Source organism: Solirubrobacter pauli (genome assembly GCF_003633755.1).
Taxonomy (GTDB): Bacteria; Actinomycetota; Thermoleophilia; order Solirubrobacterales; family Solirubrobacteraceae; genus Solirubrobacter; species Solirubrobacter pauli.
Map to the genome: position 1 here is coordinate 1986949 of NZ_RBIL01000001.1, position 26013 is coordinate 2012961.

At 72.1% G+C, this 26013-nt stretch carries 19 protein-coding genes; 11 read left to right on the forward strand and 8 right to left on the reverse strand.

Annotated features, from left to right (window positions below):
• The first annotated feature begins 38 nt into the window (after window positions 1–38).
• Window positions 39–281, forward strand: a complete 243-nt coding sequence (locus tag C8N24_RS09435) for an MGMT family protein (RefSeq protein ID WP_245971804.1) — start codon at window positions 39–41, stop codon at window positions 279–281.
• A gap of 5 nt (window positions 282–286) precedes the next feature.
• Window positions 287–706, forward strand: coding sequence for a secondary thiamine-phosphate synthase enzyme YjbQ (locus C8N24_RS09440; protein ID WP_121249794.1), 420 nt, complete (start codon window positions 287–289; stop codon window positions 704–706).
• On the opposite strand, the gene nucS is transcribed toward C8N24_RS09440, so the two are convergent.
• A complete protein-coding gene (gene nucS / locus C8N24_RS09445) occupies window positions 707–1375 on the reverse strand; it encodes an endonuclease NucS (RefSeq protein WP_211339898.1) in 669 nt (222 codons plus the stop codon).
• A gap of 55 nt (window positions 1376–1430) precedes the next feature.
• Between nucS and C8N24_RS09450 the strand changes: the two genes are divergently transcribed.
• The 3 genes from C8N24_RS09450 to C8N24_RS09460 are packed head-to-tail and all read left to right on the forward strand — an operon-like array spanning window position 1431 to window position 7636.
• Complete coding sequence (locus tag C8N24_RS09450; RefSeq protein ID WP_121249796.1) at window positions 1431–2876, forward strand: MDR family MFS transporter; 1446 nt, start codon at window positions 1431–1433, stop codon at window positions 2874–2876.
• Between the two features lie 57 nt (window positions 2877–2933).
• Entirely contained in the window at window positions 2934–7238 is a 4305-nt protein-coding gene (locus C8N24_RS09455; protein WP_121249797.1) for a CdiA C-terminal domain-containing protein, read from the forward strand.
• A gap of 2 nt (window positions 7239–7240) precedes the next feature.
• Window positions 7241–7636, forward strand: a complete 396-nt coding sequence (locus tag C8N24_RS09460; protein WP_121249798.1) for a SitI3 family protein — start codon at window positions 7241–7243, stop codon at window positions 7634–7636.
• Here the strand turns inward: C8N24_RS09460 and C8N24_RS09465 are convergent.
• The gene (locus tag C8N24_RS09465; RefSeq protein WP_121249799.1) at window positions 7633–8877 is read right to left on the reverse strand and encodes a J domain-containing protein; all 1245 of its coding nucleotides are present in this window, start codon (window positions 8875–8877) and stop codon (window positions 7633–7635) included. The two genes, C8N24_RS09460 and C8N24_RS09465, sit on opposite strands and share 4 nt — an antisense overlap.
• Before the next feature lie 328 nt (window positions 8878–9205).
• On the opposite strand from C8N24_RS09465, the gene C8N24_RS09470 reads away from it, so the two are divergent.
• Entirely contained in the window at window positions 9206–10708 is a 1503-nt protein-coding gene (locus C8N24_RS09470; RefSeq protein WP_147447719.1) for an HD-GYP domain-containing protein, read from the forward strand.
• On the opposite strand, the gene C8N24_RS09475 is transcribed toward C8N24_RS09470, so the two are convergent.
• Genes C8N24_RS09475 through C8N24_RS09485 form a run of 3 tightly spaced genes read right to left on the reverse strand, consistent with a single transcriptional unit; the run spans window position 10698 to window position 13097 of the window.
• Window positions 10698–11438 carry an ABC transporter permease gene (locus C8N24_RS09475; RefSeq protein ID WP_121253085.1) on the reverse strand — a complete coding sequence of 247 codons (741 nt, stop codon included), beginning with the start codon at window positions 11436–11438 and terminating at the stop codon, window positions 10698–10700. The two genes, C8N24_RS09470 and C8N24_RS09475, sit on opposite strands and share 11 nt — an antisense overlap.
• A 41-nt stretch (window positions 11439–11479) precedes the next feature.
• Window positions 11480–12355: an ABC transporter ATP-binding protein gene (locus C8N24_RS09480; protein ID WP_245971806.1), complete on the reverse strand. Its 876-nt coding sequence runs from the start codon at window positions 12353–12355 to the stop codon at window positions 11480–11482.
• A gap of 13 nt (window positions 12356–12368) precedes the next feature.
• The gene (locus C8N24_RS09485) at window positions 12369–13097 is read right to left on the reverse strand and encodes a gamma-glutamyl-gamma-aminobutyrate hydrolase family protein (protein ID WP_170178972.1); all 729 of its coding nucleotides are present in this window, start codon (window positions 13095–13097) and stop codon (window positions 12369–12371) included.
• A gap of 115 nt (window positions 13098–13212) precedes the next feature.
• Here C8N24_RS09485 and ettA point away from each other — a divergent pair, with 115 nt between their 5' ends.
• Window positions 13213–14868: an energy-dependent translational throttle protein EttA gene (ettA, locus tag C8N24_RS09490; RefSeq protein WP_121249803.1), complete on the forward strand. Its 1656-nt coding sequence runs from the start codon at window positions 13213–13215 to the stop codon at window positions 14866–14868.
• Between the two features lie 4 nt (window positions 14869–14872).
• On the opposite strand, the gene C8N24_RS09495 is transcribed toward ettA, so the two are convergent.
• The gene (locus C8N24_RS09495; RefSeq protein ID WP_121249804.1) at window positions 14873–16435 is read right to left on the reverse strand and encodes a hypothetical protein; all 1563 of its coding nucleotides are present in this window, start codon (window positions 16433–16435) and stop codon (window positions 14873–14875) included.
• Between the two features lie 151 nt (window positions 16436–16586).
• Here C8N24_RS09495 and C8N24_RS09500 point away from each other — a divergent pair, with 151 nt between their 5' ends.
• From C8N24_RS09500 to C8N24_RS09515, 4 genes are all read left to right on the forward strand, one after another.
• On the forward strand, window positions 16587–18602 hold the full coding sequence (locus C8N24_RS09500; protein WP_121249805.1) for a PKD domain-containing protein: 2016 nt from the start codon (window positions 16587–16589) through the stop codon (window positions 18600–18602).
• 165 nt (window positions 18603–18767) lie between these two features.
• Window positions 18768–20921, forward strand: coding sequence for a MopE-related protein (locus C8N24_RS34620; protein WP_211339899.1), 2154 nt, complete (start codon window positions 18768–18770; stop codon window positions 20919–20921).
• A 73-nt stretch (window positions 20922–20994) separates the two neighbouring features.
• Window positions 20995–21873 carry a MauE/DoxX family redox-associated membrane protein gene (locus C8N24_RS09510; protein WP_121249807.1) on the forward strand — a complete coding sequence of 293 codons (879 nt, stop codon included), beginning with the start codon at window positions 20995–20997 and terminating at the stop codon, window positions 21871–21873.
• Window positions 21870–22439: a hypothetical protein gene (locus tag C8N24_RS09515; RefSeq protein WP_121249808.1), complete on the forward strand. Its 570-nt coding sequence runs from the start codon at window positions 21870–21872 to the stop codon at window positions 22437–22439. Before C8N24_RS09510 ends, C8N24_RS09515 begins: the two co-directional genes overlap by 4 nt.
• On the opposite strand, the gene C8N24_RS09520 is transcribed toward C8N24_RS09515, so the two are convergent.
• The gene (locus C8N24_RS09520) at window positions 22436–24415 is read right to left on the reverse strand and encodes a discoidin domain-containing protein (RefSeq protein ID WP_121249809.1); all 1980 of its coding nucleotides are present in this window, start codon (window positions 24413–24415) and stop codon (window positions 22436–22438) included. The two genes, C8N24_RS09515 and C8N24_RS09520, sit on opposite strands and share 4 nt — an antisense overlap.
• The gene (locus tag C8N24_RS09525; RefSeq protein WP_121249810.1) at window positions 24412–25998 is read right to left on the reverse strand and encodes an alkaline phosphatase D family protein; all 1587 of its coding nucleotides are present in this window, start codon (window positions 25996–25998) and stop codon (window positions 24412–24414) included. Before C8N24_RS09525 ends, C8N24_RS09520 begins: the two co-directional genes overlap by 4 nt.
• Window positions 25999–26013 lie beyond the last annotated feature (15 nt).

Here is a 26013-nt window from a genome sequence, read left to right on the forward strand (position 1 = left end):
GTCCCATGGCGCATGGCTCGGACGATAGGGCGGCCGACGTGCTGCGGCGTATCCGCGAGGTCCCCGAGGGCTTCGTGCGTTCGTATGGAGACGTCTCGCCGGGTGCGCCACGGTTCGCGGGCACCGTGCTGTCGTCGACGCCCGAGGACGTCCCGTGGTGGCGGATCGTCCGCGCCGACGGCTCCCTGGCCAAGGGCGCCCGCCAGCGCGCGCTGCTGGAGGCCGAGGGCGTCCCCTTCCGCGGCGAGCGCGTGGACATGCACGCCGCGCGGATACCGTAAGCGGCATGTGGGTCCAGCGGGAGGTCACCCTACGGCCGCGGCCGCGCGGCTTTCACCTGATCACGCGTGACGTGCTCGAGGCCTTGCCCGAGCTCCAACGTCTGCGGGTCGGGCTGCTGCACGTCTTCATCCGCCACACGAGCGCGTCCCTGACGCTGAACGAGAACGCGTCGCCAGACGTGCGCGACGACTTCGAGAGCTGGTTCGACGACGCCGTCCCCGAGGACGCCCGCTACTGGACGCACACGATCGAGGGCCCGGACGACATGCCCGCGCACATCAAGGCGTCGCTGCTGGGCCCGTCGCTCACGCTCCCGGTGTCCGGCGGGCGGCTCGCGGTCGGCACGTGGCAGGGCATCTACCTGTGCGAGCACCGCGACCACGGCGGGCCGCGGTCGTTGGTCCTCACGCTGAACGGCGAATAATCAGGCGAACAGCGTGAGCGCGGGCTCGCGCTCACCGCGCAGCACGGCCAGGTCGACCTCGACCCAGGCGAGGCCGCGTGACTCGGCCAGGACGCGGGCCTGCGGCTTGACGATCGTCGCCGCCAGCACGCCCCGGCAGTCGGCCTTCGCCGGGTCCTGCCGGATGCGCTCGAGGTAGCGCGAGAGCTGCTCGACCGCCTCGATCGTGCCGATGCGCTTGATCTCCACCGCGATCCACGCGTCGTCCTCGTCGCGGCACATCAGGTCCACGGGGCCGATGTCCGTCGGCCACTCGCGCCGGACCAGGCGGAAGCCCTCGCCGCACCAGTGCGGCGCATCGGCGAGCGCGACCTGCAGGTCGGCCTCCACGCCGTCCTTGCTCAGCCGCGCGGCGTCGAAGTCCATCGTGTGCGTGACGTCGCTGAGCACCTCGTGCAGGGTGATCTCGAGCTGGTCGTCGCCCTTGACCTTGCGCACGACGATCGTCTCGCCCTCCTCGATGACGGCCGTCGGCGGCGTCATCCAGTTCAGGGGCTTGTAGCCGCCGGCGTCGGCGTGCACGAGGACGCTGCCGTCCGCCTTGAGCATGATCAGCCGGAGCGCCTCGGGCAGGTGAGCGGTGAGGCGGCCGGTGTAGTCGACGGAGCAGCGGGCGACGATCAAGCGCATGGGCAGTCGAGCGTAGATGAGTGATCGGACGCCGCGGACCTAACGTAGGGGTTCGATGGCCACCGAAACACGCTCGCAGCGACAAGTTCTCGTCGCGTTCGCCGCGATCATGCTCGCCACGCTGCTGGCCGCGCTCGATCAGACGATCGTCGCGACGGCGCTCCCGCAGATCGCGGCCGACCTGCAGGGCTTCGAGCACCTGAGCTGGGTGGTGACCGCGTACCTGCTCGCGAGCACGGTGACGGTGCCGCTGTACGGGAAGCTCAGCGACCTCTACGGACGGCGGCAGTTGTTCGTCGTCTCGATCAGCGTCTTCCTCGTCGGCTCGCTGCTGTGCGGGGTCGCGCAGGACATGACGCAGCTGATCGCGTTCCGCGCGCTGCAAGGCCTCGGCGCCGGCGGGCTGCTACCGCTCAGCCAGGCGGCCATCGCCGACCTGTTCTCGCCCCGCGAGCGCGGGCGCTACCAGGGCTACATCGGCTCGGTGTGGGCGACCGCCGCGGTCGTCGGGCCGTTGCTGGGCGGCACGCTCACCGACACGGTCAGCTGGCGCTGGATCTTCTGGATCAACCTGCCGCTCGCCGCGTTCGCGCTGGTGGTCGTCATGCGGACGATGCACGCGGGCGGGCGCACGCGTGAGCATCGGATCGACTGGGCGGGCGCGGCGCTGCTGTCGGTCGGCGTCGCCGCGATCCTGCTCGCCTGCGCCTGGGCGGGCACGGACTACGCGTGGACGTCCCCGCAGGTGCTCGCGGCGTTCGTCGTCGGCGCCGTCGCGATCCTGGCCTTCGGGTTCGTCGAGCGCCGCGCGGGCGAGCCGTTGCTGCCGCTGACGCTGTTCCGCAAACGCACCTTCGCCGTGTCCACGCTCGCCGCGCTCGGGATCGGCGCCGTCCTGTTCGGGATCACGATCTACGTCCCGGTCTACATGCAGGGCGTGCTCGGGGCGTCGGCGACCAGCTCCGGCGTCGTGCTGATCCCGCTCACGCTCGGCTGGGTGGTCGCGAGCTTCACGAGCGGGCAGCTGATCAGCCGGACGGGGCGCTACCGGATCTACCCGCTGATCGGCTCGACCACGGTGCTCGCGGGCACGCTGCTGCTGACGACGCTCGACGTCGACACCTCCCGCACGCTCGCCAGCGCCTACCTCGTCGTGATCGGCGTCGGCATGGGCCTGATGTTCCAGACGTTCGTGATCGCCACCCAGAACCGGGTCGACGTCGCCGACCTCGGCGTCGCCACCGCGGCGATCCAGTTCTTCCGCTCGATGGGCGGCAGCCTCGCGGTCGCAGTGCTCGGCGCGCTGCTGATCGCCCGCCTACCCGCGGGGATCGACCCGAACCGCCTCACGTCGGGCGGCACGCAGGTCCCCGAGGCGGCCCGCGAGGCGCTCAACGCCGGCACGCACGCGGTGTTCGTGGCGGTCGTGCCGCTCGCGGCGATCGTGCTCGTGCTGGCGTTCCTGCTGCCCGAGCACCCGCTGCGGACGAAGCGCCCCTAGGCGAACGTGCACGTTCTGGTGCCCGATAATCGGTGAGCAGTTGCGTAGTCTGGGCGAGTGCCCGTCCGGACGGAGGAGGAGGCCAGCGCTCCTGCTGAGCGCGTCACCGCGCCGCAGGCCGGCGAGGCCGCTCTGCAGGCCGTGCCCGCGGCGAGCGGGAGCATGGGCGTCGGCGAGGTCCTCTCGATGCAGCAGGGCGCCGGCAACGCCGCGGTCTCCGCGCTCTTGGCGAACGGCGGCCGCCCGCGGCCTGCGCAGGCTGCGAACGGCGCTCCGGGCCGCGCCGACGGTTCGATCGCCGCGGGCATGCGCCGCGCCGCCGCCACGCGCAACGCGCCGGTTCCGCGCGTGCCGGCCGCCGTCGCCGCGCCGGCTCCGGCGGCCGTGCCGACGGCAGCGCCCGCCGTCGCGCCGGAGCAGCCGGCCGCGCCGGAGAGCGAGGTCGCCGAGCCCGAGGGCCTCGTCGAGGCCAAGCCCCCGGAGGCCACGCCCGACACGGGGGACGCGCCCAAGCCGCCGGTCGCCGGCGACAGCGCCGACCCCCGCGGCGAAGCGGAGGCCGTCTTCACGCAGGTGACCGCCGGCGAGACCGCCGAAGAAGCCACCGAAGCGGGCCCGGAGATCGACGCGCCCGACGCCACGGCCGAGCCGGACGAGGAGGAGCCGCTCGGCGCCCCGGCCGTCGCCTCCAAGGGCGCGGCGGCCGCCAAGGACGAGTCGGCCGACAAGCCGGACGCCGCCCCGGCGGGTCCGACCGGCGCAGAGACCGCCGCCGCCCAGACGGTGCCGTCGAGCCCGACCGGCGCCGAGAAGGCCGCCCCGAAGGCCCCCGTCGCCCCACCGGCCCCGGCACCCCCACCGAGCCCTGAGGCGGTCGCCGCCGCACCGGCCCCGGCGCCCGAGGCCGAGCCCACCGCGGATGCCGCCCCCGCCGGCCAGAGCGAGGCCGACACGGCCGCCGCAGCCGTCCCGGCCACCGCCGCGAACGAAGCCGACACGCCCGCCGCAGCCGCCCCGGCCACCGCCGCGAACGAGGCCGACACGGCCGCCGCAGCCGCCCCGGCCACCCCCGCGAACGAGGCCGAAGCGACCGCCGCGCCCACCCCGGCCGCCGCCGAGAGCGCCGCGCCGAGTGTCGCCGCGTCCACTCCTGCCACCAGCTCCGCGGCCGGCGCACCCGCCGCCGACAACGCCGGCCCGGACGTTGCCGCTCCCGTGCAGTCCGGTCCCGCGGGGCCGGCCGCGCCCGAGGTCGCCGCGGGCGCTGGTCCGCTCGGCGGTGACACCGCGACGTCGGACGCCGCCGCGCCCACCGGCGCCGACAACGCTCCGAGCGCCGACGCCGCCGCGCTCGACGTCGCCTCGGCCGACCCGTCCGCGGCCCCCGGGCCCGCGCAGGAGGACGCCGCTCCCGCGCCGGAGCACGGACCCGCCGAGGCGGACGCTCCGGCGGCGGAGCCGGCTGCGGCCGTGGGCGAGGTCGCGGGAGCCAAGGACGAGGTCGCCGAGGACCAGGCGGCCGAGGGTGAGAAGGACGACGCCGGCGCGGAGGCCGAGCACGAGGCGGACGCCGACGAGGCCGAGGCTGTCGGTGGCGAGTCCGAGGAGGAAGCGGGTCGCGGGGAGTTCGCCGAGGAGATCGGCGCCGGGCCCGCCTCGGAGGACGCCGAGGAGCTCGAGGACGCCGCCGACGAGTCCGAGGATGTCCGCGAGGCGGCCGAGGACGCGTCGCCCCAGGCGGACGTCGAGCACGACGACGAAGGCGATCTCTCGACCGCGGCGGCCGCGGGCGGGGCGGCGGCGACCGCCGAGGCCGTTCGCCGGCAACGCGCCGACGACCGTGCCCTGCGAGGCGAGCACCGCGCCTCCAAGGCCGAGCTGCGCGCCGCCCGGCGCGACCGGCGGCGCTCCATCAAGGAGGGCCGCAAGCTCGTCGCGCAGGCCGTGCAGGAAGCGGTCACGGCCGAGACCGCGCGCCTGAGGGCCGCGGCCCAGCGCACGTCGGCGGCGATCACCACCGCCGTCGCGAAGCAGACGCAGGACGTCACGGCGGCCGGGACGGCGGCGCAGGGCACGATGCGCGGCGCGTTCGGGCAGGCCAAGGGCAAGGTCACCGGCGCGGTCGGCGCCTCCAAGGGCAAGCTGACCGCGGCGGGCGCGTCCGCGAAGACCTCCGTCACCTCGTGGCAGGGCACCGCCAAGGGCAAGGTCCGCACCACGGCCACCGAGGCCGCGAGCGAGGCGACGCAGACCGGCTCGACGTTCGCCGCCCAGGGCCGTGCGGCCGCCAACGCGACCAGCTCGAAGGTGCGCGGCACCATAGACGGCGCCGCGAGCAGCACGGCAGGCCAGTCCGGGTCGGGCGGCGGTGTGAACGAGGCCGCGGCCGAGGGCAACGCGAAGGTCGCGTCGAAGGTCTCGGGCGAGACGGCGGACAAGGTCCGCTCGGAGGGCGCGCCGGTCGTCTCGGGCGTCACGTCCGAGGGCGCGAAGGTCGGCCAGGCGTTCCAGGAGAAGGGCCGCGAGGCGGCGACGGCGATCAAGTCCACGATGCCGGAGGCGCTCAGCAACGTCCAGCAGATCGGGAAGCTGGCGACGTCCGCGGTGCAGAAGGGCGTCGCGGGCGGCCAGAAGGGCCTCGCGCAGGTCCAGGCCAAGGCCAACTCCGCGCTCGCGGAACAGCAGGGCGTCGCGTCCAAGCAGCTCGCCGGCACCGTGGCGACCGCGAAGAGTGGGCTCAAGCAGGGCGGACAGGCCGGACAGAAGGCCGCCAAGGCGCAGCTCGCCGCCGCCACCAAGGCGCTCAAGGTCAACGCCGCCGCGCTCAAACGGCGCCTGCACGGCGCCCCGATCCTGCGCGACGACGCCGCCGAGGCCGCCGCCGGCCTCAAGACCGGCCTCAAATCGCTCAGCTCACACGGCATCGTCTCCGCGGGCCAGACCGCCAAGAAGGTCACCGAGGCCACCGGCAGCGGGGCCAAGAGCGCCAAGACGGGCCTCAGCGGGCAGGCTGGAGCCGCGGCCAAGGGCGCCGGATCGACCGCGGCCCACGCCTCGTCCGGCGCGATCAGCCTCGAAGGCAACGTCAGCGGGCAGGTCAAGAGCACCGCGACGTCGGCGACGCAGACCGGCAACAAGTCGGTGACGAGCTACTCGGGCAAGGTCAAGGCCGCGACCGGCAAGGTCAAGGCCAAGTTCCAGTCCGGGATGTCCTCCACCAAGGGCGAGATGGACGCCCACGCGGCCGAGGTGCAGGGCGGAACGCAGAAGATCCCCGGCGACGCCGCGTCGAAGATCTCGCAGGGGCAGGCCAAGGTCAACGCGGAGGCGTCCAAGGAGCCCGAGAAGGACGACAGCCTCTGGGGCAAGGTCAAGAGCGCGGCGAAGTGGGTCGCGGAGAAGCTCAAGGCCGCGTTCGAGTTCGTGGGCAAGCTGCTGACCGACCCGGGGTTCTGGGTCAGCCTCATCGTGGCCGTCGCGCTCGCCGCGTTCGTCATCGCCACCTTCGGCAGCGGCCTGGCGGTGATCCTCGTCGGCGGGGCGATCATCGGCGCCATCAGCGCCGGCGCCGGCACGATCACCTCCAACCTCGTGGCCGGTCGCAAGTGGAACGAGGGCCTGGGCACCTCGATGTTGATCGGCGGCCTGCTCGGCCCGCTCGGCATGACCGGCATCGGCGGCGTCTTCTCCTCCGCCGGCTCCGCGTTCGCCCGCACCGCGGCCGGCAAGGCGATCGTCGGCGTCGGTCAGAAGATCGCCTCCAACACGGCCGTGAAGGCCGTGACGAACGTCGCGAGCCGCGTCGGCACGCGCGCCCTGCAGGGCCTGCGCGGATTCGGCAGCAAGGCCGGCCAGGTGCTCACCGCGCCGTTCCGCAAGGCCAAGGACGTCTTCCTCCGCGCCAAGGACGCGATCCGCCGTCGCCTGATCCGCACCAAGCCGAGCGGCAAGCCCGACCCGAACGCCACGCCCCGCGGCACCCGGACGAAGATCCCGAAGAAGGAATCGCCCGAGAACAAGCGCAACTACGAGCTCGAGAACGAGTCCGCGGACCGGCTCTCCCAGCACGGCTATGACGTCGAGCAGAACCCGAAGGTCCCGGGCGCCAAGAACCCCGACTACGCCGTCGAGGGCAACATCTTCGACAACTTCTCCGCCAAGGCGAACACGAGCGTGCGCAACCTGTGGTCGACGGCCAAGGGCAAGGTCGAGTCGGGCCAGACGCGGCGCGTCACCATCAACCTGACGGACTGGAAGGGCGACCTGAACGCGCTCAAGGCCCAGTTCCGGGAGTGGCGCATCCCTGACCTCGACGAGGCGCTGGCCATCCTCCCGGACGGCAGCATCGTCCGTCTGCTCTGACCATGGCCGTCTTCTACAACCTGATCATCATCGGCGACACGACCGCGGACGACTTCATCGCCCGCGTCTACGACGACGCGCTCCCCGCGCCGGCGTTCACCCCGTCCAACAAGGCCGTCGCCGCCGACGAGACCGCGCGCCTCGGCTTCACGCTCACGCTGCTCGAGACCACCGACGGGTACTTCCAGGACGATGACTGGGAGATCGAGCCGCCGCGTTACCTCGACGTCGGCTTCCGCGTCGACAAGGACGCCGACCCCGAGCAGGTGCGGGCCAACGTGGACCGCTTCGTCGACCGCGCGCTCGCGACGGGCGACGAGGACATGGCGCTCATCAACAACGGCAACACCCTGCTGCTGGAGCGCACGGACGGCGAAGTCCGGCGCCGGGCGGCCTAGGCGGCCTTGAGCTCCCGCGGGACCATGCGGGCCACCTGGTCGCGCAGGTCCCGCACCTCGGGGTCGTTCTCGAGCTTGAGCGCGCGCTCGCACGCCTCCAGGCACTCGGTGACGCGATCGGTGCGGGCCAGCGCGTGCGCGTAGCGGGCCCACGCGGCGGCGCTCTTCGGGAAGAGCGTGGTCGCCTGCTCGCAGGCGCTGACCTCGGCACCGACGTCGCCCATCAGGTTCGCGACCAGGGCGAGGTCGAGCAGGCCCTCCTCGGACGGCCCGGCGGCGCGGGCGTGCTCGAGCGCCTCGCGCGCGCCCGCGCGATCGAACGTGCGCATCCGCAGCCGGCCGAGGCGCTCCCAGGCGGACGCGTCGGTGGGGTCGGCGGCCACCTCGCGCTGCGCGGCGTCAACCGCTTGCGACAGCGCACCCATCGACTCGTAGATGCGTGCGGCGTAGCGATACGGCGCCGGACGGTCCTTCTCGGCGCGGATCCAGTCGCGCACCGAGCGGCCCGCGGCGCTGTAGTCGCCGGCCTGCCAGAACGCGAGCGTCATCAGGCGCAGGACCTGCGTGTTGTCGGGCTCGGCGTCGCGCGCGAAGACGAGCCGGCGCGCGGCCAGCTTGAAGTCGCCTTCGGCGAGCGCGTGCTTGGCGGCCGTCATGAAGCGCATCACGCGGTCGGCGCCCGGGTCCGGCTTCGAGAAGTCGACGAACTGGAGCGAACCGGCAGGAACGGTTCTGATGCCCGGCTGGAAGGAGACTCGCGCCCACTGCTGAACGTCGTCGCCGTGACCCGTGAAGTAGATGCCGTTGACGCTGCCCACGCCCCACTCGGGGTACGAGAGGCAGCGCGCGTAGCGGTGCACGACCGAGTGGTCGGGCACCCGTGAGCCGAACGGGTCGTGCTTCTCGCGCTCGCCGTCCTCGGCGCGCTGACGCTGCTCCTCCGCGTACGCGCGGGCGCCTTCCTCGGCGCGACGCTTGCGTGCGGCCGCGGCGGACACCTTGACGGCGTTCTTGGAGACCTTGCCGCCGCGCGACTGCTCGGCGAGCTGCTCGAGCTGGTCGGCGGCCTGGTTGATCGCCTTCAGGTGGCGCTCGTGCTCGAGCTGCCGACCGGGAGGTGCGATGTCAGGGTGCCAGACCTTCGCGAGCTTGCGGCGCGCCTTCTGGATGTCCCGCTTGTCGAAGGGCGGCTCGATCTCGAGCAGCAGGACGGACTGTTCGATGTCGAGCACCTGCGGCATGACCCGTACACGGTACCGACCTCGGCCACACCGATTTTCGGGCGCTGCCGGCGCGGCGACCCCTACAGCCTCGCCGCGCCGGCGCGCACGCTGGAACTAGTTCCGCCAACCCATGATGACCCCCCTGACGGTCGCTGGATCTGGAACCGGCGGGCTGACCCCCGCCGTCGCGGAATATACCCCTCCGTTTGACCGTTACACCAGAGCCAAAAAAGTGTTCATCGGAAGACTTTTTGGTTGCAGAACAATCAACCGGTCGGCGAGCCCCCCAAACTTCAGGCCTCGGCCTGATTGCGCTTGAACGGGGGTACGCACTAACTTGCTCTCCGTGGTCGTCTGGCTCGCACTGATCGTCTGGCTCGGCCTGGTCATCTGGGCGCTCTCCGTCGTGCGAGCGGCGGCGGTGGCCGATGCCCCGCCACCCGCCCCTGATCGCCCCGCGATCGGTCGCGTCCCGTTCGCCGGGCGCCGCCGCGCGACGGCCATCACGCAGGGCGTGCTGCTGGCCGGCGTGCTCGGTGCCACCGCGTACCTGTCGACGCCCAGCCAGTGGGAGCCGCTGCCGCTCGTCGGCCTGATCGCGCTCCTGGTCCTCGGCTCGGACATCCTCGTCCTGGACGCGAAGCGCTTCCGCATCGGCGGCTCGTTCACGGGCCTCGTGCTCGCCATGGCGCTGCTCGGCCCGGCGCCCGCGGCGCTGCTCGGCCTGGCGTCCGCCCTCGTGGACGCCCTGCGGCGCAAGGTCCGCGGCACCTACCTGCTCAACAACCTCCTCACGTACACCACCTTCCCGCTGGTCGGCGGGATCGTGCTCGACGCGCTGCACCGCGGGAACACCGAGGAGGGCGGCTACGCGGTCGCGGTCTTCCTGGTCTTCCTGGCGACCAACCTCGTGAACTTCTTGATGATCGCGGGGCACACGCGCATCCTGCGCGGCGGCTCGCTGCCGGAGATGTTCAAGGGCGTCTTCGTGCCGGTCCTGCCGTGGGAGATCGCCAGCGCCGTGATGACCGCGATGGCGGTCTACGGCTTCGAGGTCTGGGGCGCGGGGATCATCGGCCTGTTCGCGCTCGCCCTCGGCGTCTATCAGTTGCTCCTGCGCGCCCTGCTCGAGGGTCAGGCGCACTCCGAGGAGATCGAGCGCCGCACGAACCAGCTCGACGTCCGCCACGAGGGCATGCTGGGCCTGCTGCTGGAGACGCTCGCGCTGCGCGACCCGAGCGCGGCACGCCACGCGGCCGCGGTCGCCCACTACGCGCACCAGCTCGCGCGCGCCGCGGGTCTCTCGGAGCGCGAGCAGGCGATCGTCCACACCGCCGGCTTGCTGCACGACCTCGGCAAGGAGGCGCTGCCGGACCACATCCTGATCGGGCGCAGCGAGCTGCACCCCGCCGAGATCCGCCTGATCAAGCGCCACCCGGCCGACGGCGCACGGCTGCTGCTGCGCGTGGAGGGCATGGGCGAGGTGGCCGCGGCCGTGCTCGCGCACCACGAGCGCATCGACGGCAAGGGCTACCCGGACGGCCTCGCGGGCGACAGCATCCCGATGACCGCGCGCATCCTCGCCGTCGCCGAGGTCTACGACGTGCTCACGTCACCGGACTCCTACCGCATCCAGATGCCGGCGCACGAAGCCGAGGACGAGCTGCGCAACGTCGCCGGCTCGCAGCTCGATGGCCGGCTCGTGTGGCTGTTCGCCACGCAGGTGCTGCGTGGCCGCCACAGCGACCACCTGGAGCACATCGCGGACCTCGAGGCCGAGCTGCAGGTCCAGCGCGCCGTCCGTGGCGCCCTGGACGGGCCGTTCGTGCTCGGTCCGCCTATGCGATGAGCTTCTTCTCCATCGCGCGGATGGCGAGCCGCCACATCAGCAGCGCGAAGATCACCAGCACCGCCAGGTGAATCGCGTCCGCGCCGGGCTCGAAGCCGAACACGGCGTGGCGGACGAGCTCGACGAGGTGGTAGAGCGGGTTGATCTGCGCGAGCACCCGCGCCCATTCCGGCAGGCCGTCGATCGGGAAGAACGTGCCCGCCACCAGGAACAGCGGCGTGAGCACCGCGCTGGTGACGTAGTTGAAGTTGTCGATCGAGTTGAGCTTCGCCGCGACCGTGGTGCCGAAGCACGCCCAGCCGAAGCCGGCGAGCATCGCGATGAACGGGACGAGCAGCATGCCCCAGCTCGGGTCGAGCCCGAAGAGCATCGCCACGAGCATCGGGGCGCAGCCGTACGTCCCCGCGCGCACGCTCAGCCACAGCACCTCGGCGGTGACGAGCTCCTCCGTATCCACGGGCGCGGCCAGGATCGCGTCGTAGGTGTGTTGGAACTTGTACTTGACGAACGTCCCGAACATCGCCGGGAACGCGCTGCCGAAGAGCACGGCGGTGGCGACCGTGCCGGTGCCGACGTACTCGACGTAGTCGTAGCCGCCGACGCTGGACACCAGCGAGCCGAAGCCGAACCCGAACGCGAGCAGGTAGACCGTCGGCTCGACCGTGGCGGAGAACGTACTGGCCCGCCAGAAGCTCGCGAAATTGATGATCTCGCGGACCAGGACGCCCATCAGCGCGGGGCGCTCGAGCCGGCCGAGCCGCTTGGGCGCGCTCACGCGATCTCCTCGCCGGTGAGCAGGACGAAGACGTCTTCGAGGTTCGTGGGGCGACGCTCGCCCTCGTAGCCGTTGGCGTTCAGGACGCTGATGCTGGTGCCGGTGCGGCGGGTGGAGTAGCCGGCGGCCTGCGCCTCGCGCTCGACCTCCTGCAGCCGCGCCGGCGGCCCGTAGACCTCGACGGCCTCCGCGCCCGCGTGCTCGCTGATCAGGGCCCGCGGCGTGCCGGTCGCGACCGCCTTGCCGTGGGACATGATCGTCACGGTGTCGGCGAGGCGCTCGGCCTCCTCGATGTAGTGCGTGGACATCAGGATCGAGACGCCCTCGCTGCGCAGCCGGTCGACGAGCGCCCACAGCTCCTGGCGGACCTGCGGGTCCAGCCCGACGGTCGGCTCGTCGAGCAGGATCAGCTGCGGCTGGTGCACGAGCCCGCGCGCGATCAGCAGGCGCCGGCGCATGCCGCCGGACAGGTTGTCGACCCTGGTATCCCGGCGGTCGCTGAGGTTCGCGATCGCCAGCGCGCGCTCGATCGCGGCCTTGCGCTCGTTGCGCGGCACGCGGTACAGGTACGCGAACACGCGCAGGTTCTGCTCGACCGTGAGGGTGACGTCCAGGTTGTCGAGCTGGGGCACGACGCCGCACAGGGCGCGGGCCTCCTTGCTCCGCGCGGGCACCGGCAGCCCGAGGATCTCGATCTCGCCCTCGTCGGGGATCGCCTGCGCCGTCAGCAGGCGCATGGTGGTCGACTTGCCGGCGCCGTTGGGCCCGAGCAGGCCGACGCAGGTTCCCTCGGGGACCTCGAGGTCCAGGTGATCTACAGCCGTCAGGTTGCCGAAACGCTTGACGACGCCACGGAGGCGAAGGGCGGGCACCCCGCCCAGGTTGTCATGCGGCTATGCGCAGCTCGGTACGGGCAGCCACCCGAACCAGCGCCTCGAACAGCGGCAGGTGGGCGTACAGCGTCTCCGCGTGCCACTGCACGCCGAGCGTGAACGTGCCCGGCCCCTCGATCGCCTCGATCGTGCCGTCCTCGGCGCGCGCGATCACCCGCAGGCCCTCGCCGACCCGCTCCACCGCCTGGTGGTGGAAGGAGTTCACCGACAGCGTGCGCTGGCGCAGGATGCGGTGCAGGCGCGAGCCCGTCTCGACCTCGACCGTGTGCGTCGGCTCGGTCGCCGTCGCGGTCTGGCGGTGGCCGTCGATGTGCTGGTGCAACGTTCCGCCGCAGGCGACGTTGAGCGCCTGCGAGCCCCGGCAGATCGCGAGCACCGGGAGATTGCGGGTGAGCGCCTCGCGGGCGAGGCTGAGCTCGAAGGCGTCGAGGCTCGGCTCGGTCGGGCCGAGCTGCACGTGGCGGTCGGTGGCGCCGTAGGCCGCGGGGTCCAGGTCCGGACCACCGCTCAGGCAGATGCCGTCGAGGCGGTCGAGCAGCCCGGGCAGGTGGTCGGTGCCCGTGGGAGGCAGCACGACCGGGATCGCGCCCGCCGCGTCCAGGGTGCGCAGGTACGTCATCCCGAGCGCCATCTCGGGGTGCGCCGGCTCACCATGGCGGCGCGTCGTCGCCAGGTTGCTGGGACGCATCTCTGAGGTCGTGACGCCGATGAGCGGCCGCATTGGGAAATCATCGGGCGCGCGGGTGGGGTACACACCCCTCCGTTGGTCCAAGTTTTCAGCTTGTGAATTCGCCCAACGGTCGGGCATGGCGTGCCTTCTAAAGTCAGAAGGCGCGATGTCGAGCTCCTACATCTACACGATGTACAAGCTGAGCCGGACCCATCCACCGGATAAGACGGTGTTGAAGGAAGTCACGCTCAGCTTCTACCCCGGCGCCAAGATCGGCGTCCTCGGACTGAACGGGACAGGTAAGTCCACCCTGCTGCGCATCATGGCCGGCCAGGACAAGGACTACCGCGGGGAGGCTCAGCTCGCGCCCGGCGCCACCGTCGGGATCCTCGAGCAGGAACCGCACCTGGACGAGACCAAGACCGTGCGCGAGAACGTCGAGGACGGCGTCCGCCACATGAAGGACCTGCTGGACCGGTTCAACGAGCTGTCGATGAACTACTCGGACGAGACCGCGAAGGAGTTCGCGCGTCTGCAGGACGAGATCGACGCCGCCGGTGCCTGGGAGCTCGACGTGATGCTCGACCAGGCGATGGACGCCCTGCGCTGCCCGCCCGGCGACTCGCCCGTGACGTCGCTCAGCGGTGGCGAGCGCCGCCGCGTCGCGCTCGCGCGCCTGCTCCTGAGCCAGCCCGACCTGCTGCTCCTCGACGAGCCGACGAACCACCTCGACGCCGAGAGCGTCGCGTGGCTCGAGACGCACCTCGCGGACTACAAGGGCACGATCGTCGCGGTCACCCACGATCGCTACTTCCTCGACAACGTCGCCGGCTGGATCCTCGAGCTCGACCGCGGCTACGGCATCCCCTACGAGGGCAACTACTCCGCCTGGCTCGTCGCCAAGCAGAAGCGCCTCGAGATGGAGGAGAAGAAGGAGTCCGCCCGCCAGCGGACGATCAAGGAAGAGCTCGAGTGGGTCCGCCAGAACCCCAAGGGCCGGCGCACCAAGTCCCGCGCGCGACTGAACCGCTACGAGGCCCTCGTGGCCGAGGCGGGCAACGCGAAGCTCGACGACGTCCAGATCCACATCCCGGGCGGCGAGCGCCTCGGCCAGACCGTCATCGAGGCCAAGAACCTGCGCAAGGGCTTCGGCGACCGGCTCCTGATCGAGGACCTGTCGTTCTCCCTGCCGCCCGCGGGCATCGTCGGCGTGATCGGCCCGAACGGCGCCGGCAAGACGACGCTGTTCAAGATGCTCGCCGGCCTCGAGCAGCCCGACTCCGGCACCCTGAAGCTCGGCGAGACCGTCGACCTGTCCTACGTGGACCAGTCCCGCGATGCGCTCGATCCCGAGAAGACCGTCTGGGAAGAGATCTCCGAGGGCTACGAGCACATCAAGGTCGGCAACCGCGAGATCAACTCCCGCGCCTACGTCTCCGGCTTCAACTTCAAGAAGGCCGACCAGCAGCGCAAGGTCGGCGTGTTGAGCGGCGGCGAGCGCAACCGCGTCCACCTCGCGAAGCTCCTGCGCCGCGGCGGCAACCTGCTGCTCCTCGACGAGCCCACCAACGACCTGGACGTCGACACGCTGCGCGCGCTGGAAGAGGCCATCCTCGCCTTCCCCGGCTGCGCGGTGATCATCTCCCACGATCGCTGGTTCCTGGACCGCGTCGCGACCCACGTCCTCGCCTTCGAGGGCGACTCCCAGGTCACCTGGTTCGAAGGCAACTTCGAGGCCTACGAGGAGTACCGCCGCTCCAAGCTCGGCGCCGAGGCCGACCGGCCGCACCGCATCTCGTACAAGAAGCTCACGCGCGCCTAGCGCCTCACGGCCTGACGACGACTTCCACCTCCGGCGACGTCCCGCCGGCGTAGGGGAAGTCGTCGTCGCCGTGCAGCACCGCCCGGAACCGGTACCGCGTCGTCGCGTACGTCGACCGGAACCGATAGCTCGCGCCGAACCGCCCGTTCCTGAGCCCGGCGGTCGCGAACGGCACCCAGCGCCCCGCCCACGCCTGCAGCTCCACCCGCGTGCGCGCTCCACCCGTGCCGGGCACGGTCCCCGAGAACCTGACGCTGCGCCCGTTGCGCGTGGCCTTGCGGTTGGCTGTGAACCGCACCGGCGCGGCGACGATGAGCTTCACGGTCTGCGCCGAGTCGCCGTAGGCGACGCGCACCTCGCGTGACGGCCCACGAGGGAGCGTGACCGCGAACCGTCCGCCCGCATCGGCGGTGACGAACGTGGGAGCGCTCCACGCCCCGCCGCGTAGCGGGCGGGTCGTGACCTCGACTCGAGCTCGGGCGATCGCGCCGCCGGCCGACGACCGCACGGAGCCGGCGAGCTTCTGTTCCACGAACCTGACGCGCCGCCTCGGCTTGCCGGCGAGCGCGAGTGTCCCGGGCGGCTGCACGGCCGCCGGAGCCGGCGAGCTCGGCGGGCTCGGGGCGACGACGGGTCCGCCGCTCGGCGCCGGCGGCGGCGTCCGCACCGAGATGGCGTACGGACCGGCGACGCCACGGTTGCCGGCCACGTCGGACATGACGAGCTCGACGGTGTGCGCGCCATCGCTGAGCTGGGAGGCATCGAGGGTCAGCGTCGCGCTACCCGCCGCGGCGCACGGCACACGAACCACATACGGCGGTGCGCACGATGCACCGCCGACGTGTTGGACGCCACGAGCCGTCCCGTCGACCCGCAACTCGACGGTGGCGACCCCGCCTCCGACGTCGCGGAACCCGAGACGGCCGTCGACCAGCCCGTCGATCGACAGGCCGCTGAACAGCCGTCCAGAGGGCGACCCGACGGCTTCCGGCGAGACCTCGTCGCGCAGCGTCACCGCCGCACGCGTGACGCCGAGCTGGATCGCGTCGCCGGCGCACGAGTAGTCACCTTCCTCGCAGCCGATCTGCACGCCCACCCGCTGCGCGTCGAGGACCGGCGCGGAGACGAGCGCTCCGGCGAAGACGCCGCCGATCTCCCACGTCGGGAGATCTGGGCTCTCCTCGAGCACCCGCTCGTCCGCGAACAGCCGATAGCGGGCAGGTTGCTCTGGCGCGTAGACCGCCGCATAGCGCCACACATCCAGTCGGGCGATCGACGTTCCAGCGGGCGCCTCGAACAGCCACTGGGCGGCCGTGACCTGCTGCTGGATCAGCGGCCCGATCTCGAAGCGAACGTGACCATCGCTCGCGCACCCGTCTGTGAACAGTGGGCTTGTCGGCTTCGCAGCGGCCGGAACCGGACGGGCGACCCACGACTGCGCGCCGGCCGCGCCGTTCGCGGTCCGGCAGGACTCGACGACGTACGTGCCCGCAGCTGCGTCCGCCGCGGTGGCCGGCCCGAGGAGCAGGATCGTGACCGCGGCCGTGACGCGTCGGAGCGTGTCCATACCGGTCTTAGTCGCAGCCACCCAGAACTCTCCCCCCTGATTTAGTGCTTCAAGTCTCACCACTGCAGCACTCCGATTGCAAGCCCGGAGCGCGGGAATCTCACTCCCAGGGGTGATGGACAAGGCCCTCGGGCGGCGATTAGCTCGCGTCATGTCCGCCGCCCGCGCCGCGCTCCTGCTTCTCGTCATCGCTGCCACCGGCGCCTGGGGCGCCGACGCCCAGGCGGCCGGCTGGCTGTCGCCGGTCGCCGTTTCGACGCCGCAGACCAGCGGCCCCGCCACCTGCGGGTTCCTCTCCGGTCAGCCGGGGATCGCGAGCGTCGACGTAGCGGTGACGCCCGCGGGTGAAACGGTCGCGACCTGGACGCGGGCGAACGGCGGCACGCAGGAGGTGCAGGCGGCGGTTCGCCCGCCCGGTGGTGCCTTCGGCCCGGCGCAGACGCTGGGGACGACCCAGCCGTGCTACTTCATCGGCATCCTCGGCGCACAGCCGAGGGTCGCCGTGGACCCCAAGGGGAACGCGGTCGTGGTCTGGGCCCACCCGCTCGCCACGACATCGGTGATCCAAGCCTCCGTGCGCCCCGCGGGCGGCAGCTTCAGCCCGCCGGCGGATCTCTCCGACGCCAGTCGCAACGCGCAGAGCGATCCGGACGTCACGATCAGCGCCGACGGGACGATCGTCGCGGTCTGGACGTGGAACAACGGCTCGAAGAACGTCATCCAGACCTCGACGCGGGCGCCGGGCGGAGCGTTCCCGCCCGCGGGTACCGCGACGACGCTGTCCAATGTCACGCAGGACGCCGCCGCTGCGCGCGTGGCGAGCAACGACCGCGGTGACGTCGCGGTCGTGTGGCGACGCACGAACGGCACCAATCAGATCGCGCAGGCCCGCGTCCGGCCGGCGGGCGGGGCGTTCGCGCCCGTCGTCGACCTCTCCGGCACCGGCGCGGACGCCGACGCTCCGGCCGTGGCGATCGATCCTGTCGGCCGTGCCACTGCCGTGTGGACGCGCTCGAGCCTGGTCGAGTCGCGGTTCTTGACCGCGGCCGGCGCGCTCGACGGCGGCATCGACAACGTCTCGGACACGGCGGAGACGGTCAACTACCCGACGGTCGCCCTGGACGCGAGCAACAACGCCGTCGCCGTCTGGGTCGGCGGGTCGAATCAGACGAAGGCCGCCTCGCGGGCGTCGCGCGCCAGCTTCGGGACGCCGCAGACCATCTCGGGGCCCGGCAGCTCGAGCTTGCTCCCGGCGGTGGCCATGGACCCGTCGGGGACCGCCGTCGCCGTGTGGACGCAGAGCCAGAGCACGACGACGATCCAGGCCGCGACCCGCCCGCCGGGCGGAAGCTTCGGCGGCGTCGAGGACATCTCGCAGGGCTCGGGCGCGTACCTCGCCAGCCTGGCGATCGACGGCGAGGCCAACGCGATCGTGGGCTGGACGTTCTCCCCCAGTGGCAGCCCCCAGGTGGCCCAGGTGACCGCGTACGACGCCGCGCCGCCGACGATCTCAGCCGCCTCGGTGCCGGGCACCGGCACGACCGGCGCCCCGGTCGGGATGAGCGCTGCGGCGAGCGACCGCTGGAGCGGCGCGAACCTGAGCTGGAGCTTCGGCGACGGCAGCTCGGCCACCGGTCCCTCCGTCTCCCACGCCTACGGGGCACCCGGGGTCTACACGGTGACCATCACGGCGACGGACGGCGCCGGTAACGGGACGAGCATCCAGCGCACGATCCAGGTCGCCAACCCGGTCCCCGCCGTGCCCGCGCCGCCCGTGCAGAACGCCACGACGCCGACGCCCGCCATCAACGTCACGCTGTCGTTCAAGTACAGCGCCAGCAACAGCTCCACCAAGCTGACCAGCTTCAGCGCCAAGGGCGTTCCGACCGGCGCGACGGTGACGGTCGGCTGCACGCCGCCCAAGCGCAAGGGCAAGACGCCGCGCTGCCCTGCACGCGACTTCAAGAAGAGCAACGCCCGCGGCACGGTGAAGCTGACGACCTTCGTGAGCAAGCGCTTCAAGCGCGGCACCGTGATCGAGGTCCGTGTGACGAAGCCCGGGATGATCGGAGCGGTCAAGCGACTGACAATCCGCGGTCGCAGCGGGCCGACGACCACGACGAGCTGCCTCGCCCCCGGCGCGAAGACGCCCTCCCGCTGCTCCTGAGGCCGATTCACCCGCTACGCACGCTGCCTTTGGGCCCTCGAACGATGGTCCAAAGGCACCGCAACCTGACCTTCTTGGGTTGACGGTTTCAAGCCCGCAGGGTTAGCTTCCGCCGTCCCAGGGATGCAGAACGGAAGGGTCAGGGAGGCGCCGATGCGGGGCTTGATGAGGACGCGACGCGCATGGATCGCGGCGATTGCCGCTGCGGTGTGCGTGCTGGCGGGGGCGAGCACGGCCTCGGCGGTCGTGCCGGGCGGGATCTACGGAACCACGTGCGTTGGCAACTCGACTGGTTGCGCCACCAACCTGAGCGCCACCGTCTTCAATGGCAACCCCGTGGACGTGGCGGTGTCCCCCGACGGTGCCAACGTCTACGTGACGACCGCCGGTAACGGCCTGCTCGTGTTCGCGCGGGATGGAAATGGCCAGCTTGCCCTGGCGCAGTGCGTGCGTGACGTCGCCGGATGCACGCGCCTCACGGGCGCACTCGCGCTCAGCGGGCCGAACGCGGTCGTGGTCGCGCCCGACGGGGGCAGCGTCTACGTCGCCAACGGAACTGGGAATCGCGTGCTGGCGTTCGATCGAGGCGCGGGCGGGGTTCTGTCGCTCAAGGCCAGCGGAGGGTGCGTCTCGAACACGGGCGGCCCGGGCCTGCCGTGCACGTTCGCGCGGTCCATGGTGACTCCGCAGGACCTCGCCGTCGCTGGCAACACCCTCTACGTCGCGTCGTCGGGCAGCAACAGCGTTACCGCCCTGCGCATCGGCGCGGGCGGCGGAATCATCGAAGCCGATGATGCAGGCAGCCTCGCCGCGTGCATGAACGTCGCACGGGTGAGTGGCTGCGCGCCCGCCCCCGGACTAACGGGGGCGCATTCGCTCGCCGTGACCGGGGACCGCGTTTACGTCGGCGGCATTCGCTCCATCGTCACCCTCGGTCGCGAAGGAAGCTCGGGGCTCATGGCCGCGGCCACGTGCGTCGGTTCGAACGTCACGAGTTGCACCGCGGTCGCCGACCTCGCCGGCGGGATCACGGACATCGCCGTGGCCCCCAACGGCCAGGTGTTGGGCGCGATGCCGCACATCACCACAACCGTGGACGGCCAGACCGTGGTGTCGGCCGTCGGCCGCGTCGTGGCCTTCGACCCTACGGTCAACGGCCTCGCCCGCCGCCTGGGAGTCACGGGCTGTGTGAGCCAGTCCGCGGTCGCCGGGCAGTGCACGGCAGGGCGAGGCCTCGGTTCCGCCGCCCCGGCACTGGCGACAACGACCGACGACGAAGACGTCTATGTCGCCGGAAGCAGCGCCGTCGAGCTCAACCGCGGGGCCGGGGCCATCGCGCCGCGCACGGACGAACGCGGCTGCGTGCAGACGTCCCGGGTTGCTGGCTCCTGCTCGGGGTTCGCCGGCTTCGGGACGCCGACTGCTGTGGCGGTCGCTCGCGACGGTCGGCACGTCTACGCGCTCACGGCGGGCAAGGTCGTGACGCTGCGGCGCGACTCGAGCGGCCCGGTGTGCGACAACGTCGCCACCACGGTGCAACACGGCTCGGTGCAGACCCTTGGCATTCCGTGCTCGGACCCGGATGGGGATCCGCTCACGTTCGCTCCGGTCAACCCGCCGACGCTCGGGGCGATCGGGGGCTTCGACCATGACCTCCGGACGGTCAACTACGCGGCGCCGCTCGGCCAGAACGGCTCGACGACGATGAGCTTCCGCGCCGCCTATCGGGACGTCACGTACGGCACGTTCCAGGCCGACGGGTCGATCCAGGTGCACGTCGTCGGCGCGCCGGTGGTGGTGCCCGCGGGCATCGACGCCGACGGCGACGGCTTCACGGCCGGCCAGGACTGCAACGACAACAACCGGAACATCCGGCCGGGCGCGGCGGAGATCAAGGGCAACAACATCGACGAGAACTGCGACGGCGTGGCCGAGCCGTTCCCGACGCTCGCCTCGGGCGTGCTGCACAACTGGTCCTACACGAAGCGCGGGACCACGTTCACGCTGCGGACGCTGAAGATCACGCAGCAGTTCCCGAAGGGCTGGAAGGTCACGATCAAGTGCTCCGGCAAGAAGTGCCCGTTCCGGTCCAAGACGCTGAAGGCGAGCAAGGTCAAGAAGGCGGCGTCGAGCGTGATCGCGTCGCTGACGAAGAAGCAGCGCCGGTTCCGGGTCGGGCAGACGGTCGAGATCTGGGTGAGCGCGCCGAGCTTCAACACGAAGGTGGCGCGGATCACGCTCAAGCGGGGCAAGCAGCCGGCGATCGTGCCGTACTGCGTCCTCCCGGGCTCGACGAAGGTGCAGAAGACCTGCACCTGAACGTTTCCTGAGAGCGGCCCCGGGCTGACCGGGGTCGACTTCTCAGGGATTCCTGTTACCTTCGCGGCCGTCAATGGTGTCTGTCGTGGTCTGCCTCGTCCTGGGCCTCGTGTTGGTCGCTGCCGCGGGACTGAAAGCGGCTGGTGGCCCGTCCGCGCGGGCCGCGCTCGGCACCTACGGCGTGCGTGACCCGCGCCTCGCGACCGCCGTCTGGGGCGGCCTGATCGCGGTCGAGCTGGCGCTCGGCGTGCTCGTCGGCGCCGGGCTCGAGTGGGCGCTGCGGGCCGCGGCGATCTTCCTGGCCGCGTTGACCGCGGCGCAGATCGCGGCGCTCGCCGCGGGGCGCGGCGGCTCGCCGTGCGCGTGCTACGGCGCCAAGGGCACGCTGTCCACGACCTCGGCCGGGCGGACGGCCGCGCTCGCCGCGGCGCTCGCGCTCGCGCCGCTGCTGCCTCGCACCGAGCCGAGCACGGAGACCTGGCTCGCCATCGGCCTCGCCATGGCGCTGCTCGGCCTGGTCGCGCTCGGCGTCGTCGTGCTCGCGCTCGCGCGGGAGGTCGGGATGCTGCGGCTGTCGGTCGCGCCGCAGGGTGCGCTCGAGGTCGACCACGAAGGCCCCGAGATCGGCGCGTTCATCGCGCTGGCCCACGACTTCGCGCTCGAGCCCGGCACGCTCGGCCTGGCCGTGTTCACCTCGGACGGCTGCGGCGTGTGCCGCGCGCTCAAGCCGACGATCGAGCGCTTCGGCCAACACCCGGCGGTCGAGCTGAAGACCTTCGACGAGGTCTTGGACAAGAACGCGTGGACGGCCGCCGACGTGCCCGGGAGCCCGTTCGCGGTCGCGCTGGACACCGACGGCACCGTGCTTGCCAAGGGCACGTTCAACACGGGCGCGCAGCTGGAGACCGTCCTCGCGACGGCCGAGCGGCGGCGGGGAGCGGTGCGCGCGTGAACGGCGGCAAGTTCGCGGACGACGTCGCCGCCTCCAGCTCCCGCCGTGGCTTCCTCGCCCGTGTGGGCGCGGTCGTGATGGGCGTGACCGGCGCGAAGACCGTCGGGAGCCTCGTCGCGCCCGGCGAGGCGGAGGCGTACCACTTCTGCGGGCACATCTACACGACCGACTCGTGCCCGCACCCGACCGGCCTGCCGCGGATCGACAGCAAGGGGTTGCCGATCCGCGCCAAGAACGGCCGGCCGGTCGACGACCTCGGCCGCTACGTCGACCGCGACGGCCTCCCGGTCGACGACGACGGCGACCCGCTCACGGACGCGGACGGCGCGCTCCTGCCGGCCGCCACGCGCACCGCCGTGTGCGCGGCGACCGCCGACGTGTACGGCTTCAAGCCCCACGTCGACGGCGCCTGGTACCGCTGCTGCGGCGGCCACGTGCGCAAGCTCGTCGACTGCTGCGGCTCCGTCCGGAACCGCATCAACGGCGACAAGGCGCTCACGGGCTACTGCTACAAGGGCCGCAAGGTCTTCTGCGTCATGTACTACGACACCAAGGTCAAGTGCTAGGGCGTGGTCGTGGACAAGGTCAACGTCACCGCGCCTGAGTAGGTCCCGGAGCGCAACGGCTCCTCGGCGCCGATCGCTTGGCGGAACCCGACCGTCACCTCGTCGTTGGACGCGGGCGCAGTCCACGCCGCCTTCGACAGCGTCACCGCGAGCGGTCGGGCGAGCGAGAACGCACCGTTGCGGAGCGTGACCGGGCCGGACGCGGTGAGCGTCGCGTCGCCCGCCGTGGAGATCACCGTCGCGGTCGTGGACGTGTCGTAGGTGGCGTCGCGGCCCGGGACGAACGTGCCGAACGTCGCCGGAGCGCCGAGCGCGAGGGACAACGTCGCCGGCACCGTGCCGCCGGCGGTGCCGTCCTCGACCACCGCACGGTCGAGCACGAGCGCGGCGAGCTTCCACTCCGCGCCGGCGTCGCCGCTGAGCGTGAGGTCGACCGGTCGACCGCCCGCGCCGCCGTCGAGCACGAAGCGCTCCCACGCGAACTCGCGCGCCTTCAGCGCGGCGCCCGGGCCGACGAGGGTCCGCCCGTCGCTGCGCACGATCAACGACCCGGTCGCGGCGGTGACGTCGCCGCGCAGGAGCGCGACGCGGTGCTTGCCGGGCGGGACCGACACGCGCAGCGTCCGCTCGGCGGAGGCGTACACGTGGTCGCGCCGCAGCGCGTCCGAGCCGGCGCCGCGGTCACGGCCGGTCGGCGTCGCACCGACCCAGCCCGCGGTGAGGCCGGCGTTCCAGACGTCGGCCGGCGAGACGCGCGTCCAGCCGCCGATGATCACCACGGACGACGGCGTGCCGAAGTCCCGCGCCTGCTCGAACACCGGGGCGTCAGGCTTGACCCACACCGTCGCGGTCGGCGCGCCCTCGACCTGGCCGCCGCCGACGGGCGCGGCACGCCCCGTGAGCGTCACCTCGGGCTGCACGCCCGGCTCCGGGAACGGCATCGCGGGCGGCGTCACGGGCACGCTGACGGGGAGCGTCCGGCCGGGCGCGATCGTGACCCGCACGGGCTTGACGGTCCAGCCCGCGGGCGCGTCCACCGACACGTCGACCTCGAGCGGGTCGTTCGTCCAGTTGCCCGCGGTGACGGTCGCGTTGACCGGCTGGCCGGCGAACAGGTCGTTCGGCACGGCGATCGCCGAGGCGCTCGCCGCGGGCACGTCGACCGGCACGCCGATCGGGATGAGCTCCGCGGCCGCGGCGAAGTTGTTGCGCCCGCCGGTGATCGTCAGCCGGATCTTGCGGACGCCACGCGCCGGGGTGGTGAGCTTGGCCGTCTTCATCAGCTCCGACGCGCCCCACGTGCTGGTCCGGACGTCGGTGAAGGTCGTGCCGTTCGTGCTGACGGCCATCGTGTACGCGTTGATGTGGCCGTTCAGGAGGCCGTCGAAGCGCGGCTGGTAGCGCAGCTCGGTGATGTCGTAGACCCCGCCGAGGTCCAACGTGATCGACTGAGGCAGGCTGCCCGCGGCCGAGCGCCAGATCGTGGCGGGGTCGCCGTCGACCGCCTTGGAGGCGTCGTCGCTGCCCTGCAGGCTCGTGGCCGTCGCCGTCATGCGCCCGTACGGCACGCACTGTGCCGCGGGGTCCGAGACGACCTTCACGGGCGTGGAGGCCTGCACCTTGTCCCCCAGCTGGTAGCCGAGCTCGTAGTCGCCGACGCGGGCGTCGGGCGCGACCCGCACCTGGATCGGCGTGGCGACGTCGGCTCCGACCGGCGTGTAGCTCGACCATTGCCGTCGCGATGGCTGCAAGGGCCCGGTCGGCTTGAGGAACAGGTCGCCGTACTGATGGTCGGCGGTGGTGTTGCGGAGGCTCACGCGGAGCTGCTCGAAGCCGATGCAGCGCAGGATCTCGAGCCGGTCGACGCTCGGCGCGAGCTGGACGCGGTCGTCCTCGCCGCCGGGCAAGCCGACGGCCGTGCCGTGCAGCGCGGCAACGGCGAGCGAGAGCGCCGTGAAGCCGATGACGCGCCTCATGCCGCCTCCAGCTCCGGGTTGCCGCTCTCGACGACGTAGCTCGCGCGGGTCGCGACCGGCGCGTCCGCGCGGGTGATGTACGGCACGACCCGGTAGTCCGTGCGCCACTCGTCCGGAGTGACGGTGCACGTGACGTAGCCGCGTTGGCTCGTGGTCATCCGCAGGTGCGGGTTGGCCGCGTACAGGTTGGCGGCGTTCGACGTCTCCTCGGTGCCGTCGCCGGCGCTGGAGATCGACGAGCAGGTGAACTCGGGCGCGACGATCTTCGCGTCCGCCTTCCGGTAGTCGCCCTTGACGTGGCTCGCCTGGTGGCGGTGGACGTCGCCGCAGAGCACGACCGGGTTGGCGACCTTGCGCTGCTCGATCGCGTCGACGAGCCGGATGCGGTTGGCCGCGTAGCCGTCCCAGGAGTCGTTGCCGACGGTGACCGCCGAGCCCGGGTCGGAGTCGAGCTGGCCCATCAGCACCTGCTGGGCGAGCACGTTCCAGCGCGCCGGTGAGGCGCTCAGCCCGTCCAGCAGCCACTGCTCCTGCGTGGCGCCCATGATGGTGCGGGCCTCGTCGAAGCGCGCGTTGCCGGTGACCTGCGCGCTGCGGTATTGGCGCGTGTCGAGCACGTTGAACTCGACAAGGTCGCCGTAGCGGAAGCGGCGGTAGAGCTGCAGGTCCTTGCCCTTGGGCTGCTGCAGCGGCCGCAGCGGCATGTGCTCCCAGTACGCGCGGTAGGCGTTCGCGCGCCGGACCAGGAAGGCGGCCTCGGCGTCGCCGGCCGGCGTCGTCATGTCGGCGTAGTTGTTGACGACCTCGTGGTCGTCCCAGGTGACGACGAACGGCGCGACGGCGTGCGCGGCCTGCAGGTCCGGGTCGGTCTTGTAGAGCGCGTACCGCTGCCGGTACTGGTCCAGGCTCTCGGTCGGGACCTGCGCGGAAGCCGGGATCGGCGTGTTGCGGGGGCCGCCGACGGGATCGGTCGCGAACTCGTAGATGTAGTCGCCGAGGTGCAGGACGACGTCCGGGTGCTCGTTCGCCAGGTGCCGATAGGCGGTGTAGAAGCCCGCGTGCCAGCTCTGGCAGGACACGAACGCGAGCTTGAGGCTGCGGTTGCCGGCCGCGGGCGCGGTCAGCGTGCGGCCGACCGGGCTGCGCTCGCCGTCGGCGACGAAGCGGTAGAAGTACTCGCGGCCCGGCTCGAGGCCCTTGAGGTCCACGTGCACGCTGTGCGCGAACTCGGGTCGTGCCACCGCGGTGCCGGTCTGCACGACCTTCGTGAACGCCTCGTCGTGCGCGAGCTCCCACCGCACGTCCACCGGCGTGTACGGCATCCCGCCGAACGGGTCGAGCGCGTCGGGCGCGAGCCGCGTCCACAGCACGACCGAGTCCGGCAGTGGATCGCCCGAGGCGACGCCCAGCGTGAACGGGTAGCCGCCGAGCGTGCTCGCCTTCGAGTACGCGGTGCCCGTCCCCGGCAGCCGCGAGCTGAAGGCGAGGACCGCCGCGGCGCCCGCCAGTGTGAGAAACCGTCGCCTGGTGCCCAGGAGGGCCTCAGGCCTGGCGTCCGCCAGCTCATCCGTGAACCGCTGCATGCAACCCCGCTTCGT